The following is a 15,339-nucleotide window of genomic DNA, read 5'->3' as shown; positions in this document are numbered from 1 at the left end:
TCCTCTCCCCAACCCTCTCCGAAGGAGAGGGAGCCTGAGCTTGAATAATTTATACTTATTTTTTATGCAATGTTACTTAAAATGAATTCTTCGTGAAATCCTTTTAACTTGATACTTTCTTTGACCACTTCTCCAATAACAATTATAGCTGGTGAACTTAACTTTTTCTCCGCCACAACTCCTTGGATAGTGTTAATCGTTCCAACTCCAATTTTTTCCTGTGGAGTAGTTCCGTTTTGAATAATTGCAACAGGAGTTTCTCCTTTGGATTCCTTCTGGAATAATGACACAATTTGTGATAGTTTACTCATTCCCATCAAAATCACAACTGTTGCTGATGATTGCGCTGCGAGAGCTACATCATTCGACAAATTCCTGTCGGAAGTAGTGCCTGTGATTACCCAAAAACTTTCTGAAACACCTCTTTTTGTCAAAGAAATTCCTTGATAAGCCGGAACTGCAATCGAAGATGAAATTCCGGGGACTACAAATGTAGGGATTCCAAAACTTTCTGCAAATTCAATTTCTTCGCTTCCACGACCAAAAATAAATGGATCTCCACCCTTCAACCGAACGACATTTCCATAGGTAAGCGCATTATCAACAATCAACTGATTGATTTGGTCTTGCGAATATTCATGTGCGCCAATTCTTTTACCCACAAATATTTTTATGGCCGTTTTTGGTGCGTGATTCATTATTTCTTCATTGGCGAGCGCATCATACAAAACCACGTTCGCTTCAGCAAGTGCTTTAACTCCTTTCAGAGTAAGCAAATCCGGATCGCCAGGACCAGCGCCTACTAAAGTTACTTTGGGTTGTATTGTATTATGCATCAGCTAAATCTTTTGCTCTGTATTTTTCTATTTTATCAAAAAACGCAACTCCTTGTTGGATGTATTTTTGTGCAAATTCGGCAGAAGGCTCATTCGCTTTGATTTGATAAACCAAATCTTTAAAGCTTGAATCCAATTCTATTTTTTTGCTTTCGATAAAAACAGTATCAAATAAATCGATAATTCCAGCGTGGTGATTTGTTTTTTGGTTTTCTGCCAATAAAATTGCTTTGGCTCCGTTTACAAAACCTGCGTAGGCCAAGTAAATCGCATCTGCCCATTTTTCTTCTTCGAAAGCTTCTTGTGCAAAAGTCATTTTATCTTTGGCTTCTAATATTAAAGTAGCCACTAAATCAATTACTACACCTGCACATTCTCCTACTCCAACTGCTTTTACGTAGTTATCAGCATTTCCCCAATCTACAAAATCAGCTTCGGTAAGGTTTGTTATATCCGCTAATGGTTTCAAGAATTCATAGAAATATTTCTCTCCTTTGGCGTCGTAATAATTCAAGAACGATTGTCCGTTTCCATTGGCATCAAAATCATTTAAGATAAAACGCAACGCATCGGGTCCTCTTCTACTTGGAATTTTAATCACTTTGTCAGAAAATCTTCCGTTTCCGTTTCCTAAATTCCCGCCACCTAATAAAACTTGAAGAGCCGGAGCCACTAGTTTTCCTGCATTAATGGACATTCCTTGGAAACCAATTTCGGACATATTGTGTTGTCCACAAGCATTCATACAACCGCTAATTTTTATGGCGATTTGTTGATTGTTGCTGTATTGTGGGTATTCTGTTTTTAATACTCTTTCTAATTCATCCGCAATACCAGTACTACTTGCAATACCTAAATTACACGTATCCGTTCCCGGACAAGCCGTGATATCTCCGATAGTATCATACCCTAAAGCAACAAAATCCAATTTGGCTAATTCTTGGTAAAAGAACGCTAGATTTTCTTCTTTGATATTACGTAAGACGATATTTTGTCGTAATGAAAAACGCAATTCATTCGCACCGTAATTTTTAATCAAATCGGCTAACAATCTTGCTTTATCTGTATAAAAATCTCCTAAAAGCACTTTGATACCAATAGCCACATATCCTGCTTGTTTTTGTGCAATCACATTTGATTTTTTCCAAGCTTCAAAAGCTTCAACATTATCAATTGTTACTGATGGTACAGCTAACAAAGGTTCTGTAATTGGCCCTTCAAAAGCTGTAGTATCTATCTCGTATGTATGAAAAGGCAATGCTTTTTTCTCTTCGTCAACCAAACGCAAAAACTCATCACGACCTAAATCTTTAATTAAGAATTTCATACGTGCTTTCAAACGTTTTGCTCTTTCTCCGTAACGGTCAAAAACTCTGATTATACCTTCGGCAGTTGGAATAATTTGGTTCACCGGTACAAATTCTGAAAGCAATTCAGCGTGACTTGGTTGAGAACCTAAACCACCCGCAAACATTATTTTGAACCCTTTTTCGCCATTTACAATTTTTGGAATAAATCCTAAATCATGCAAATAACTCAAAGCGGTATCTTTATCAGAAGAGGAGAATGATATTTTGAACTTACGTCCCATTTCCTGACAAATTGGGTTACGCAATAAATATTGAAACAAACCATGCGCATAAGGCGACACGTCAAAAGGTTCGTCAACATCTACACCCGCTAATTCGCTTCCAGTAATATTACGCACGGTATTTCCACAAGCTTCTCTCAAAGTGATATCATCTTTAGCTAACTCAGACCAAAGCTCCGGTGTTCTGTCTAAACTCACATAGTGAATTTGAATATCCTGACGGGTTGTAATGTGTAAACGTCCTGTAGAATATTTATCGGACACTTCCGTAATACGCTTCAATTGCTCGCTAGTCACTTTTCCGTATGGCAATTTAATACGAATCATTTGCACGCCTTCTTGACGTTGACCGTAAATACCACGTGCCAAACGAAGACTGCGAAAACGCTCATCGTCAATTTGTCCACTTCGGAAGGAATGAATTTTTTTCTCTAAATCGATAATCTCTTTTTGGACAATCGGATCTTCTATTTCTGTTCTAAAACTTTGCATCTTTTAGTTATGTTTATCCCCTCCTCAACCCTCCCCGAAGGGGAGGGAGTCGAAATTGGAAATATTATTACATTTTCTTTTAACTCAATTATTATAATATTCTTATCGTAAAAGGCAAACGCCTTAACTACCGGCATACTTTTACCCAGTATGTCTCCCTCCCCTTCGGGGAGGGCTGGGGTGGGGGCTATTTTATAAACCCAACTCCTGCTGTTGTGTTGGTTGCAGCATCTATTAAGATGAAAGCTCCGTTAGATTTATTATCAGTATAAGCATCAAAATAAATGGCTTTGCTCAATTTGATAGTTACTTCTCCAATTTCATTTATAGCTAATTGAGTCGCTGGTGTTGTTCCAGAATAATCGGTTGCGATTACGTTTTTTACACTATCAATTTTTGCCAAAACTCTATTGCTGTTGTGTTGTACATAATATTTTGCGCCTGCCACTAATTTTTTACTGTCCATCCAACAAACAGTTGTTGTAATGTCTTTTTCAATTTTAGGAAGTTCATTCGATTTTACAATCATATCCCCTCTGGTTACATTGATATCATTTTCCAGTTCCAAAGTGATCGAAGAACCTGCCGTAGCTTCATCAAATTGTTTATCAAAAAAGTGAATATTCGTTACTGTAGATTCAGTTAAAGAAGGAAGCACCGTTACTGCATCTCCTACTTTAATAGTGTTACCGTATAATTTTCCGGCATATCCTCTAAAGTCGTGATACTCTTCCGTTTTTGGTCGGATTACTGTTTGAACAGGAAAACGTGCGATCCCGTTTTCGTAGATATCATTTGGTTCCAATGATTCCAAATGTTCCAAAACCGTCTGTCCGGTATACCAAGGCATGTTCTCCGATTTATCGGCAACATTCCCTCCATTGATTGCACTTAGCGGAATGTAACTTACATTTTGTTCTTTAAAAGCGCTTTTTGCATTTAATGCCTGAAAGTCTGCTTTGATTTTGTTGTATACTTCTTCTGAATAATCAACTAAATCCATTTTGTTTACCGCAACAATCACATCTTTTACTCTCAATAAATTATTGATAAAAAAGTGACGGTAGGTTTGCTCAATAACTCCTTTACGCGCATCAATCAAAATGATTGAAACTTGTGAAGTTGAAGCTCCGGTAACCATGTTTCGTGTATATTCAACGTGACCCGGAGTATCGGCAATAATGTAACTTTTTTTGGCTGTCGAAAAATAAATATGCGCCACATCAATCGTAATTCCTTGTTCTCTTTCAGCAACCAAACCATCGGTAGCCAATGAGAAATCTAAATAATCGTATCCTTTTTGCTTACTGCTTTTTTCTATTGCTTCAATCTTATCTGTAGTCAATGATTTTGTATCGTACAATAATCTCCCGATTAATGTACTTTTTCCGTCATCTACACTTCCTGCTGTTGCTATTTTTAAAACTTCCATCTGAATTTTGTTTAAAGTTTAAAAGTTTAAGGTTTTCAAAAACACCTTGTAAAAACTTCTAAATTTGATTTTTTTATTTTAAATGTTGAATTATAAATTTTAAATATCTCGGAACAATTCATAATTTATAATTCATAACTTATAATTGTTTTCTAAAAATAACCTTGTTGTTTTCTTTTTTCCATTGCAGCTTCAGAACGTTTATCATCAATTCTGGCTCCTCTTTCAGAAATAGTTGAAGATCTAATTTCACCCACCACTTCCTGAATAGTTGCTGCGTAAGAATCAACAGCTGCGGTACAACTCATATCTCCAACGGTTCTAAAACGAACAATTCTTTCTTCAATTTGCTCATCTTCTTCTTGGTAAACAAAAGGAGAATGAGACCAAATCATACCGTCTCTCAAGAATACCTTACGCTTGTGTGAAAAGTAAATCGATGGAATTTCGATTTGCTCTTGTTCGATATAACTCCAAACATCTAACTCTGTCCAATTCGAAATTGGAAAAACACGAACGTTTTGACCGTTTTCAATTTTTCCGTTTAAAATATCAAATAATTCAGGACGCTGATTTTTTTCGTCCCATTGACCAAAATCATCACGAACCGAAAAAATACGCTCCTTCGCTCTCGCTTTTTCTTCATCTCTACGCGCACCACCGATGCAAGCATCAAATTTGAATTCTTCGATAGCATCCAAAAGTGTAGTCGTTTGCAAACTGTTTCTACTGGAGTACTTACCTGTTTCTTCTACAACTTTCCCTTCGTCAATAGCATCTTGCACATTACGAACGATTAATTCTAATCCCAATTCAGCAACTAATTTATCTCTAAAAGCAATAGTTTCAGGAAAGTTATGTCCCGTATCTACGTGCAACAATGGAAAAGGGATTTTCGCTGGAAAAAATGCTTTTTGAGCTAAACGTACCAAAGTAATCGAATCTTTTCCACCAGAGAAAAGCAATACCGGTTTGTCAAATTGAGAAATTACTTCTCTAAATATGTATATCGCTTCGCTTTCTAAAGCATTTGTTTTTAATATGGTACTCATTATATTTTTATTTATTCAAGGATTGAAAAATTCAAAAATTGAAAGATTGTTGTATTAATTTTTAATTATTTTTGGTGCAACCCACATTCTTTATGACTCGATTCCCACCACCATCTGCCTGCTCGTATGTCTTCATCAGCTGTAATTGCTCTGGTACATGGAGCACATCCTATACTTACAAACCCTTGTTTGTGCAAGGTGTTTTGTGGCACATTATTTTTTTCTAAATAGGCTTCTACTTCTATCAAAGTCCATTTTAACAATGGATTGAATTTTATAATGTCGAACTTTTCATCGTATTCAAAAAGGTCTAAGTCATTTCTATTTTCGGATTGTTCCGCACGTAAACCAGTAATCCAGATGTCATTCCCTTTTAATGCTTTAGTCAACGGTGCCACTTTTCGAATAAAACAACACTCTTTTCTATTTTCCACCGATTCATAGAAGCTGTTTGGACCTTTATGATTTAACAACTCTTCCACCGCAATTGCTTCCGGAAAATAGGTTTTAATGTCAATTTTATATTTTCTTAAAGTTTTATGAAAAACATCATACGTTTCCTGAAATAATCGTCCTGTATCCAATGTAAAAATGGTAATTGGCAAATTATTTTGCGCAATTAAATCCGTAATCACCTGATCTTCCTGACCAAAAGAAGTAGAAAAAACTACGTTATCCTTATATTCGTTGGCTAAAAAACGAAGCGTTTCCTCAATGGAAAAATCTTTGGTTTTATGCAATAACTCTTGTACTATATCTGTGCTCATAATTCCGTTTATCTTTTACAACAATTTTGACAAGGTTCTTAAACTCAAAATAATAATTAAGATACCTACCAAAATCATCATTGGCTTTCTTTTGATTTTATTAACTAATAAAGCAGCAATTGGCGCAGCAATAACGCCTCCTAAAATTAAACCTATAATAACCTGCCATCCTTGGATTCCTCCAAAAATCATAAATGTAATACCACTAGCGAAAGAAACCGCAAATTCGGCTGCATTCACAGAACCAATTGTATATCTAGGATTTCTGCCGCGTCCTAATAGTGTAGAAGTTACAATTGGCCCCCAGCCTCCGCCTCCAACGGAATCCATAAATCCCCCAAAAGAAGCCAGAATATTCAATCGTTTCGTTTTCTTTTTAATAATATTTTTTTGCATTGCCTTTCTGATAATTATAACCGCCAAAGCGATCATATACACGGCAATAAAAGGCTTTATTGCATCCCCATCAATTACATCCGATAACAAATAAGCTCCGGTAATCGAACCCAAAATTCCGGGTATCAACAAATGCCGCACTAGTTTTTTATTGATATTCCCAAAACGATGATGAGAAATTGCAGAAGCTCCGGTGGTAAACATTTCAGCAACGTGAACACCTGTACTGCTGATTGCTGGCGGGATTCCATATGCCAATAAAAAAGAGGTAGAGGTTGCTCCGTAACCCATTCCTAAAGTTCCATCGACTAGTTGTGCAAAAACGCCAATACAAAAAAAGATTAAAAACTCCTGATCGAACCCTCCCACAAAACCATTCCAAGAAAATTCAGCATGATGGTTGTACACCAATGTAGAAATTAATCCAACTAATAGCACAACCGGAATAACAACCCACAAGCGTTCTTTAAATGTAATTTGGGATTTTATCATCCCTTTATTTTCTTCTACTACTTCTTTATTCATGCTTACAAGGTAAAATAAATTTTATTTATTATCTATTACCCTATCGGCATTGTAGATTAAAGCGCAAAAATAGTAATTTTTGTTTAACTACAACACTAATTTTTAAGTTTATTTTTTAAAAGGCGATATCCGCTAGGGTATTGTTTTCCAATATCATCAGGGTATTGTCTCGCACTTCGGTCATTAATTTCCGAACGGCGCAAGTGGTTTCATCGGCACAGTCTTCACAAGGTTCATAAAAATTATGGCTGGCACAGGGAAGTAATGCAATAGGTCCCTCTAGAATACGATACACATGGGCCATATTTATTTCCTTAGGATCTTTTATCAAATAATAGCCTCCGCCTTTTCCTTTTTTGGCTCCTAAAAAACCCGAATGACGCAGTAATAATAAAATACTTTCTAAAAACTTGATCGAGATAGTCTCGCTCTTGGCTATCTCCGCTATTTGCACAGGAGAATTGTCTTTTTGGCGCGCCAAAAAAGTAAGAGCTTTTATTCCATATTTTGTTTTTTTTGAAAGCATTTTAAAAAAATATAATTGAAGATTAATTATTTTTGATTGTAGATTTCAAAGCTGTCTGAAATCAACATTCTTTTTATATTGAAACAACAAAAATATACTTTTTGATTTAAGAATAGTGAATGGAGATTGATGATTTTTAATTTGTAGTAAATCTACAATCAAAAATCCTTACAACAATGCCTGCTCCAAATCAGCGATTACATCTTTTACTGTTTCCAATCCTACTGAAACACGCACTAAACCATCGGTAATACTAACCGACAAACGTTCTTAAATAAACCACATTGACCACGGTTTAAACCGTGGACTATTGTATGGCTTCAATCGTCATGAACTTTACGAAAGCGCCTACTCCAAATCAGCAATCACATCTTTTACGGTTTCCAATCCTACTGAAACACGCACTAAACCATCGGTAATACTAACCAACAAACGTTCTTAAATAAACCACATTGCCCAAAGTTTAAACCTTGAACTATTGTATGGCTTCAATCGTCATGAACTTTACGAAAGCGCCTGCTCCAAATCAGCAATCTCATCTTTTACGGTTTCCAATCCTACTGAAACACGCACTAAACCATCGGTAATACTAACCGACAAACGTTCTTAAATAAACAACATTGACCACGGTTTAAACCGTGGACTATTGTATGGCTTCAAGCATTATGAACTTTACGAAAGTGCCTGCTCTAAATCAGCGATTACATCTTTTACCGTTTCCAATCCTACTGAAACACGAACTAAACCATCGGTAATACTAACCGACAAACGTTCTTAAATAAACCACATTGACCAAAGTTTAAACCGTGGACTATTGTATGGCTTCAATCGTCATGAACTTTACGAAAGCGCCTGCTCTAAATCAGCAATCACATCCTTCACCGTTTCCAATCCTACTGAAACACGCACTAAACCATCGGTAATACTAACCGACAAACGTTCTTAAATAAACCACATTGCCCACGGTTTAAACCGTGGACTATTGTATGGTTTCAATCGTCATGAACTTTACGAAAGCGCCTGCTCTAAATCAGCAATCACATCTTTTACGGTTTCCAATCCTACTGAAACACGAACTAAACCATCGGTAATACTAACTGACAAACGTTCTTAAATAAACCACATTGACCACGGTTTAAACCCTGGACTATTGTATGGCTTTAATCGTCATGAACTTTACGAAAGCGCCTGCTCCAAATCAGCAATCACATCTTTTACGGTTTCCAATCCTACTGAAACACGAACTAAACCATCGGTAATACTCACTGCTAAACGTTCTTCAACAGATAATTTGCTATGTGTTGTCGATGCTGGATGCGTAACGATTGTTCTGGTATCTCCTAAATTTGGTGATAAAGAACATAATTTTATTTTATCCAAAAAGTTTCTTCCGGCTTCAAGCCCCCCTTTTATTTCAAAAGCAACAATATTTCCGCCCAACTTCATTTGCTTTTGAGCAATTTCGTATTGTGGATGCGATTTCAAAAACGGATATTTCACGCGATTCACATTCGGATGCTGCTCTAAAAACTCCGCAACTTTCATCGCATTTTCACAATGCCTGTCTAAACGAATCGCCAAGGTTTCTAAGCTTTTCGATAATACCCAAGCATTAAAAGGCGATAAAGAAGGACCGGTAAGTCGAGAAAACAAATAGATTTTCTGAATCAATTCAGCATCACCAACTGTTATTCCTCCCAACACTCTACCTTGACCGTCCATTAACTTTGTAGCGGAATGCACCACTAAATGCGCACCCCACTTTATAGGTTGTTGCAGATAAGGTGTTGCAAAACAGTTATCAATTACCAAAATCAAATTATGTTTTTTAGCAATCGTTCCTAAAAGTTCTAAATCGATAATATCAACAGCAGGATTGGTAGGTGATTCCGCAAAAAGAATCTTTGTATTTGGTGTGATGAAACTTTCAATTGTTTCCGGCTTATTAATATCAAAATAGGAGGTTTCAATATTCCATTTTGGAAAATAATTGATAAATAAAGAATGTGTCGCTCCAAAAACACTACTGGATGAAACAATATGATCTCCAGATTTCAATAAAGCTGCCAAGGTTGAATACACTGCTGCCATCCCTGAAGCAAAGGCAAAACCAGCTGCCGCACCTTCCATTATACACACTTTATCAACAAATTCGTTCGTGTTTGGGTTGCTGTAACGGCTATATATATTTCTGTCTTTCTCTTCGGCAAAAGAAGCACGCATATCTTCGGCATCCTCAAATACAAAACTAGAAGTTAAGTACAAAGGAACCGAGTGCTCTAAATATTGCGTTCTTTCTAATTGGGTACGGATGGCTGAGGTTTCAAAACCAAATTCTTGATCGTTCATTATTATTAGATTTCAAAGAGTTGTTTCACAAAGATTCGCAAAGGAATCACAGAGATTCACAAAGTTTTTCCGCATAATTTTTCTATAAAAAAAAGCTCTTTATTGTTTAAAATTAAAGTTTTAGAAGTTGACTATTTTAGCTTTACGCCAATTCAACTCCGTTCAAAACTACTTTATAATGTATGGTTGCTGTTGGCTCTAATGTTTTAGAAACCGAACAGTATTTTTCGAAAGAAAGTTGTGCGGCTCTCGCTGCTTTTTCTTCATTAATAGGTCCTTCCAAAAAGAATACTACAGTAATATCCTTGAATGGTTTTGCTTCTCCTACTTGTACCCGTTCTCCTTCGACCTCAGCTTTGAAAGAAGTGATTTCCTGACGCTGTTTTTTCAAAATCGAAATCATATCAATCGCACTGCAACCCGCAACACCCATCAATACTAATTCCATTGGACTTGCGCCTTTATCGTCTCCGCCAAATTCTGGTCGGCTATCTACGTTTACTAGGTGACCACGCTCGTTTTTTAATTCAAAGTGGAAGTTGTCGTTTACTCTGTTTAATGTTATTTTCATATTATTCCCCTCCCCAACCCTTCCCGAAGGGAAGGGAGCCAAGACTGGAGGCAGTCCCTTTTTAATTAATTATGTTATTGGACACAGATGAAACGGATTTGCTGTCGCAAAACACAGATTTTTATTTTTTTATTTTATTTTAATTATTCGTCACAATACAAGCAAAAACAGTAAAATTGAAACCACCCAAAATATATAATTGAACCACCCATCTATAAATAAAGACCTATCCATTGTCCAAAAAGTATCAACACTGTTTCTTTGATATTTTACGTAGAATAATTTACTTAAAACATAATATAAAAACTGTGCAATCAATGGTATAAATAATGAATTAATAGCTGTATTTGTTCCAACACCTATTAAAACACTTGTCAAAGCAATTAAAAACAAGATACCATTGAAAATTAATAGTTTATAAAACCATTCTTTATCATCTAATTTACTTTTATCAAACAAAAATAGAATTGAAACATTCATTCCAATAACAATAAAGATAACATTCATATTAATTGTTTTTTTTTTACTGATCACTCAAAACTGATCACTGAACACTATCATTACCCTTTATCCGACAACCTCAAAATATCACCAAAAACACCTCTCGCCGTTACCGCAGATCCTGCACCTGCGCCTTGAATTACGATTGGTCGATCGCCATAGGATTCCGTGTAAATTTCGAAAAAAGAATCAGAACCTTTCAAGCCTCCCAAAGCAGTATCCGAAGGTACGGAAACTAATTTTACTTCTAGATTACCTTTGTCATTTTGCAAATCGCCCGATAATTCGCCTATGTATCGCAGGACGTGATTGGGCTTTTGGTCGGCTTTTATTTTAGCATAAATTGGATCAAACTCGGTCAATTTATTCAAGAAATCCGAAACATCGCCTTCACGCAAATGTTCTGGAATTAAATTTTGAATATCAATTTCTTCAAACTCATTTTGCAAGTCTAATTCTCGTGCCAAAATCAATAATTTTCTACCTACGTCGTTCCCGCACAAATCTTCTCTTGGATCCGGCTCGGTATACCCATTGTCAATGGCCTCCCTCAATATTTCGCTAAACGAAGCCTCTTTTGATGAAAAATTATTGAACAAATAACTTAATGTTCCAGAAAAAACACCTTTAATCTTCGTGATATTTTCTCCTGAAAGGTGCAATAATTTAATCGTATCAATCAATGGCAATCCTGCTCCAACATTAGTTTCATAAAGATAACTCTTTTGATTATCCGCCAGCACTTTTCGTAATTTTTTATAAAAACTATAGCTTAACGTATTGGCCACTTTATTAGACGAAATCAAATCAAAACTGTTTTCAGCTAATTTTATATAATTTCCAACAAATTCAGCACTTGCCGTGTTATCAATCGCAATCAAATTCTCCAAGTGATGCTCATTTGCGTAGGCAATTACATCATCTATAGTATAAGAAAAGCCATTGTTCTGGATTTCATTTTTCCAATTTGGAGTAACGCCATTTTTATTCAAAAGTACATTACTTGAATTGGCAATTGCAAAAACATTCAGTTTGATATCTTTTCTTTTCTCGATAGTTGCTGCCGATTCCAATATTTGGTTAATCAACGTTCCACCAACTAATCCATGTCCGAAAATAGCGATATTGATTTTCTTAGCTACTCCAAAAATCTCTCCGTGAATCACGTTTAAAGCTTTGTTTAATTGCGATTTTTTGACCACCAAACTCACGTTTTTACCCGTAACGGTATTATTGAAAAGAATCGGGACAATTTTATTTTTTATCAACGCCGTGTAAGGCTTGTGAAAAGTACTTAAATCCTGACCAATAATAGAAATCACCGAAACATCATCCGTCACCGTGATTTTATTTACATCTTTCGAATAGAAATCATTTTCGAATTCTTTCTCTAATTCAATCATTGCTTTTGTCGCTTTATCAGTGGCAACAACTAAACCAATTCCTCTTTCTGACGAACCTTGAGAAATGATGCTTACGCTAATATCATTATCACCCATCACTCTGAAAATACGGGCATCAACACCTGTTTTTCCCAGTAATCCTCTTCCTTCCAGGTTCACTAACGAAACATTTTCAAGTACCGAAAGTGTTTTAATCCCTTCCTTGTTCGAATTGGAAGTGATTAACGTCCCTTTATTTTCATGGTTGAACGTATTCAAGATACGAAGCGGAATGTTTTTTTCCAACAAAGGAATGATCGTTTTGGCATGAAGAATCGTCGCACCAAAATTGGCTATTTCATTGGCTTCATTAAACGACAAATGGTCAATTTTCTTTGCATCAACTACTAAATCCGGATTAGCGGTATAAATTCCGTCTACGTGCGTATAATTCTGTAATTCGGCCGCATTCAAATAATTCGCAATCAACGAAGCGGTGTAATTGCTGCCGTTTCTTCCTAAAGTGGTCGTGTCATTATTTGTGTTTGAACCAATGAAACCTGTAACAATATTTACGGTTGTTCCGTTATTTTGTTTGAAATAATTGATGACATTTTCCTTCGAAATTTGTTCCAAAGGTTGTGCATCACCAAATTTCGAATCGGTTTTTATCAATTCCCGAGTATCTGCAAAACGGGCATTTATCCCATTTTCGACCAAAATTGCCGTCAGTAATTTTGCCGAAAGTAGTTCCCCTTTTGATAAAATTTGGTCTTTTATTTTGTTGCTGTAATCACCAATTAAACTGACGCCTTCGAATAATTTTTCAAGAACATGGAACTCTTCGGATAAATCTACGTCTTGATATTCGTCTTGTTGGTATTTTTTGAAATCATCAAAAAGAGGTTTATAAACTCCGTTTTTAGCGGCAATACTTAAAATTTCTTCTAATTCATCCGTAGCATTTCCTCGCGCCGAAACCACAATAGCAATTTCCTCGCCTTGATTTACTTTATCAATAATAATTGCAACCACCTTATTTATTCCATCGCCATTCGATAACGATTTACCTCCAAATTTTAATATTTTCATTGTGTTCTGTTTTTTGGCTTAGAATATATCCTGAAGCAAATTGTGTAATTGTTTGTATTCTATCAAAAAAGCGTCGTGTCCGTGGATGGAAACTATTTCCTGATAGGTAACCCTCTTTTTATATTTTTTTAAATCCTTGTACGTTGCTTTATTTTCATTTGCCGTAAAAAACAGGTCGGAATTGATTCCAATAATATGAATCTCGGCTTCAATTTTTGAAGTTATCTCTTCGAATGATGTGCGGTCTCTGGTGATATCGATTGTTTTCAACAGTTGATTCATCATTTTATATGACGAAATTTGAAAACGTTTCTGCAATTTTTCGCCGTGATGTAGCAACCAGCTTTCTACATTAAAAATCTCCAATTCTTCATTGGTGGTTCGCTGAAATTTTGCAGCAAATGATTCCGGAGTTCTATAGCATAACATAGCATGAGTGCGAGCGTCTTCAATAGGTTTTGAAGAGTTGTTGAGAATTTGTTCCTGCAAAAAGCAATTGGCAATTAGCCAATCCGTCGATTTCCAATCCGTTGCGATAGGAATTAAATGCTGTGTGATTTTTGGCTCTAAAGCGACCATTTCCCAAGCAATTCCGCCACCTACAGAACCCCCAATAATAGCGTATAGTTTTTTAATATCCAGAACCCGAATCCCTTCAATAAAAATCCTGGCAATGTCTCTGGCAGTAAAATCCAAATAATCTTCGATCTCAAAACCATCAAAACCATTTCCGGGAACATTAAATGCGAGTATTGTATATTTTGTTGTATCTATGGTTTTGTGTGCTCCAATTAAATCATTCCACCAACCGTTTTCGCCCACAACTTGTGAATTTCCGGTTAAAGCATGGTTGACCAAAACAATTGGTGCCGTATGCAATTCTGGCCCAAAAACTTGAAAACTTACGTTTAAGGTAGGATAAAAAGCGCCACTTTTAGTGGTGAAATTTTGAAATGTAATAGAGGTTGGTTTATTTTCCAATGGCAAATCTTTTATGATTTTTGATCTGTGTTTGGAAATATTATAAAGAAAGTCAGGCGTTATCTAGACTAATTCTTAGTGTTATCTTTCCACGATGAGCGTGGTAGAATGCAGCACCTTCTTCGATAAATCGAAGGGTTGCTAAGGCTTCATCGGGTCTAATCCCTCTGCCTTTCTTTATAACATTTCAATACGTTTTTGAACTTAAAGAAGCAAATTAACCACTATTTTTTGTAACAACCAAATTTTTATGTGGATTCGTTTATTTCTTTGGGCTCCATAAATACAAAAAACAATTCACACGCAATTGTTATTCTGACGAAGTAATGAGGATATTCATCCCGTTTTCTTACTTCGTCAAAACAACACTTTTAAACATCCTTTGAAAATCTCAAAACCAAAAATAAATTCGGATTTATTAAATAAAAAGCGCTTCATTCTCTTGGGAATACATTAGGAAAAGCAATGAATTAGGTACTATTTTTTGTGCCAAAACATCGTTCTTTGAGATCTCAAATCTAGGATGAATCAATTCATTCTTAGAATCGTTTTCCTTTTCTTTTTTATTTCTGAAATTAATACTTTTTAATAACCGAAATGTCTTTGTAAAATACTTTGTTGTGCTCATAATTTTTAGGTTTTAGGTGTTAATATTCATTTTTGGTCTCCTTGTATGAATTGTTGTGAGATTTGAAAAAAATCAGAAAAACAAAAAACCCTTTTAGATCCATATCCAAAAGGGTTTTAAGTTATACACTTACTTTTGGAATCAACAGCCGCGAATACACATAATGGCATTGACACAAATCATGTTATTGACTGTTGCGTTATTTATTTTTTGGCTTT

At 35.7% G+C, this 15,339-nt stretch carries 17 protein-coding genes, 2 pseudogenes and 1 riboswitch; all 19 genes and pseudogenes read right to left on the bottom strand.

What is annotated here, in order from left to right:
- Window positions 1-62: 62 nt before the first annotated feature.
- Entirely contained in the window at window positions 63-836 is a 774-nt protein-coding gene (cobA, locus tag EKM03_RS11170) for a uroporphyrinogen-III C-methyltransferase (RefSeq protein WP_126554990.1), read from the bottom strand.
- Window positions 829-2,919, bottom strand: coding sequence for a HEPN domain-containing protein (locus tag EKM03_RS11165; RefSeq protein WP_126740427.1), 2,091 nt, complete (start codon window positions 2,917-2,919; stop codon window positions 829-831). Before EKM03_RS11165 ends, cobA begins: the two co-directional genes overlap by 8 nt.
- Window positions 2,920-3,106: 187 nt before the next feature.
- A complete protein-coding gene (locus tag EKM03_RS11160; protein WP_126516149.1) occupies window positions 3,107-4,351 on the bottom strand; it encodes a sulfate adenylyltransferase subunit 1 in 1,245 nt (414 codons plus the stop codon).
- Between the two features lie 152 nt (window positions 4,352-4,503).
- Entirely contained in the window at window positions 4,504-5,403 is a 900-nt protein-coding gene (gene cysD, locus EKM03_RS11155; RefSeq protein WP_126453028.1) for a sulfate adenylyltransferase subunit CysD, read from the bottom strand.
- Between the two features lie 65 nt (window positions 5,404-5,468).
- Window positions 5,469-6,170: a phosphoadenylyl-sulfate reductase gene (locus EKM03_RS11150; RefSeq protein WP_126740426.1), complete on the bottom strand. Its 702-nt coding sequence runs from the start codon at window positions 6,168-6,170 to the stop codon at window positions 5,469-5,471.
- 15 nt (window positions 6,171-6,185) lie between these two features.
- The gene (locus EKM03_RS11145) at window positions 6,186-7,091 is read right to left on the bottom strand and encodes a sulfite exporter TauE/SafE family protein (RefSeq protein ID WP_231507414.1); all 906 of its coding nucleotides are present in this window, start codon (window positions 7,089-7,091) and stop codon (window positions 6,186-6,188) included.
- Between the two features lie 115 nt (window positions 7,092-7,206).
- Window positions 7,207-7,617, bottom strand: a complete 411-nt coding sequence (locus EKM03_RS11140) for an Rrf2 family transcriptional regulator (RefSeq protein WP_126453023.1) — start codon at window positions 7,615-7,617, stop codon at window positions 7,207-7,209.
- Between the two features lie 168 nt (window positions 7,618-7,785).
- A complete protein-coding gene (locus EKM03_RS11135; RefSeq protein WP_126453020.1) occupies window positions 7,786-7,881 on the bottom strand; it encodes a PLP-dependent transferase in 96 nt (31 codons plus the stop codon).
- 84 nt (window positions 7,882-7,965) lie between these two features.
- Window positions 7,966-8,046, bottom strand: coding sequence for a PLP-dependent transferase (locus EKM03_RS15420; RefSeq protein ID WP_304984499.1), 81 nt, complete (start codon window positions 8,044-8,046; stop codon window positions 7,966-7,968).
- Window positions 8,047-8,121: 75 nt separating this feature from the next.
- Window positions 8,122-8,217, bottom strand: a complete 96-nt coding sequence (locus EKM03_RS11125) for a PLP-dependent transferase (protein WP_126516143.1) — start codon at window positions 8,215-8,217, stop codon at window positions 8,122-8,124.
- Window positions 8,218-8,289: 72 nt separating this feature from the next.
- Window positions 8,290-8,391 (bottom strand): annotated as a pseudogene (locus EKM03_RS11120) (PLP-dependent transferase); the annotation flags it as partial.
- A gap of 66 nt (window positions 8,392-8,457) precedes the next feature.
- Window positions 8,458-8,559: pseudogene (locus EKM03_RS11115) on the bottom strand (PLP-dependent transferase); the annotation flags it as partial.
- 66 nt (window positions 8,560-8,625) lie between these two features.
- Window positions 8,626-8,721, bottom strand: coding sequence for a PLP-dependent transferase (locus tag EKM03_RS11110; RefSeq protein ID WP_126453017.1), 96 nt, complete (start codon window positions 8,719-8,721; stop codon window positions 8,626-8,628).
- Between the two features lie 72 nt (window positions 8,722-8,793).
- Window positions 8,794-9,966: a PLP-dependent aspartate aminotransferase family protein gene (locus EKM03_RS11105; protein WP_126457436.1), complete on the bottom strand. Its 1,173-nt coding sequence runs from the start codon at window positions 9,964-9,966 to the stop codon at window positions 8,794-8,796.
- A gap of 142 nt (window positions 9,967-10,108) precedes the next feature.
- A complete protein-coding gene (locus EKM03_RS11100) occupies window positions 10,109-10,537 on the bottom strand; it encodes an OsmC family protein (RefSeq protein WP_126457437.1) in 429 nt (142 codons plus the stop codon).
- 150 nt (window positions 10,538-10,687) lie between these two features.
- Window positions 10,688-11,044 (bottom strand): hypothetical protein, encoded by a 357-nt coding sequence (locus tag EKM03_RS11095; RefSeq protein ID WP_126740425.1) that lies wholly within the window; start codon window positions 11,042-11,044, stop codon window positions 10,688-10,690.
- A 53-nt stretch (window positions 11,045-11,097) separates the two neighbouring features.
- Entirely contained in the window at window positions 11,098-13,512 is a 2,415-nt protein-coding gene (thrA, locus tag EKM03_RS11090; RefSeq protein ID WP_126740424.1) for a bifunctional aspartate kinase/homoserine dehydrogenase I, read from the bottom strand.
- Window positions 13,513-13,530: 18 nt separating this feature from the next.
- The gene (locus EKM03_RS11085; RefSeq protein WP_233579242.1) at window positions 13,531-14,493 is read right to left on the bottom strand and encodes an alpha/beta fold hydrolase; all 963 of its coding nucleotides are present in this window, start codon (window positions 14,491-14,493) and stop codon (window positions 13,531-13,533) included.
- A 78-nt stretch (window positions 14,494-14,571) separates the two neighbouring features.
- Window positions 14,572-14,679: riboswitch (SAM riboswitch) on the bottom strand.
- A 232-nt stretch (window positions 14,680-14,911) separates the two neighbouring features.
- The gene (locus EKM03_RS11080; RefSeq protein ID WP_126453002.1) at window positions 14,912-15,121 is read right to left on the bottom strand and encodes a hypothetical protein; all 210 of its coding nucleotides are present in this window, start codon (window positions 15,119-15,121) and stop codon (window positions 14,912-14,914) included.
- Between the last annotated feature and the right edge of the window lie 218 nt (window positions 15,122-15,339).

This window comes from Flavobacterium sp. GSP6 (assembly GCF_003984855.1).
Lineage (GTDB): Bacteria > Bacteroidota > Bacteroidia > Flavobacteriales > Flavobacteriaceae > Flavobacterium.
This window is presented reverse-complemented; position numbering and strand designations above follow the sequence as displayed.

Coding starts and splice junctions, on each gene's coding strand:
- EKM03_RS11150 (WP_126740426.1), bottom strand. CDS start 6,170: ATGAGCACAGATATAGTACAAGAGTTATTGCATAAAACCAAAGATTTT.
- EKM03_RS11160 (WP_126516149.1), bottom strand. CDS start 4,351: ATGGAAGTTTTAAAAATAGCAACAGCAGGAAGTGTAGATGACGGAAAA.
- EKM03_RS11145 (WP_231507414.1), bottom strand. CDS start 7,091: ATGAATAAAGAAGTAGTAGAAGAAAATAAAGGGATGATAAAATCCCAA.
- cysD (WP_126453028.1), bottom strand. CDS start 5,403: ATGAGTACCATATTAAAAACAAATGCTTTAGAAAGCGAAGCGATATAC.
- EKM03_RS11140 (WP_126453023.1), bottom strand. CDS start 7,617: ATGCTTTCAAAAAAAACAAAATATGGAATAAAAGCTCTTACTTTTTTG.
- EKM03_RS11080 (WP_126453002.1), bottom strand. CDS start 15,121: ATGAGCACAACAAAGTATTTTACAAAGACATTTCGGTTATTAAAAAGT.
- EKM03_RS11095 (WP_126740425.1), bottom strand. CDS start 11,044: ATGAATGTTATCTTTATTGTTATTGGAATGAATGTTTCAATTCTATTT.
- EKM03_RS11105 (WP_126457436.1), bottom strand. CDS start 9,966: ATGAACGATCAAGAATTTGGTTTTGAAACCTCAGCCATCCGTACCCAA.
- thrA (WP_126740424.1), bottom strand. CDS start 13,512: ATGAAAATATTAAAATTTGGAGGTAAATCGTTATCGAATGGCGATGGA.
- EKM03_RS11165 (WP_126740427.1), bottom strand. CDS start 2,919: ATGCAAAGTTTTAGAACAGAAATAGAAGATCCGATTGTCCAAAAAGAG.
- cobA (WP_126554990.1), bottom strand. CDS start 836: ATGCATAATACAATACAACCCAAAGTAACTTTAGTAGGCGCTGGTCCT.
- EKM03_RS11100 (WP_126457437.1), bottom strand. CDS start 10,537: ATGAAAATAACATTAAACAGAGTAAACGACAACTTCCACTTTGAATTA.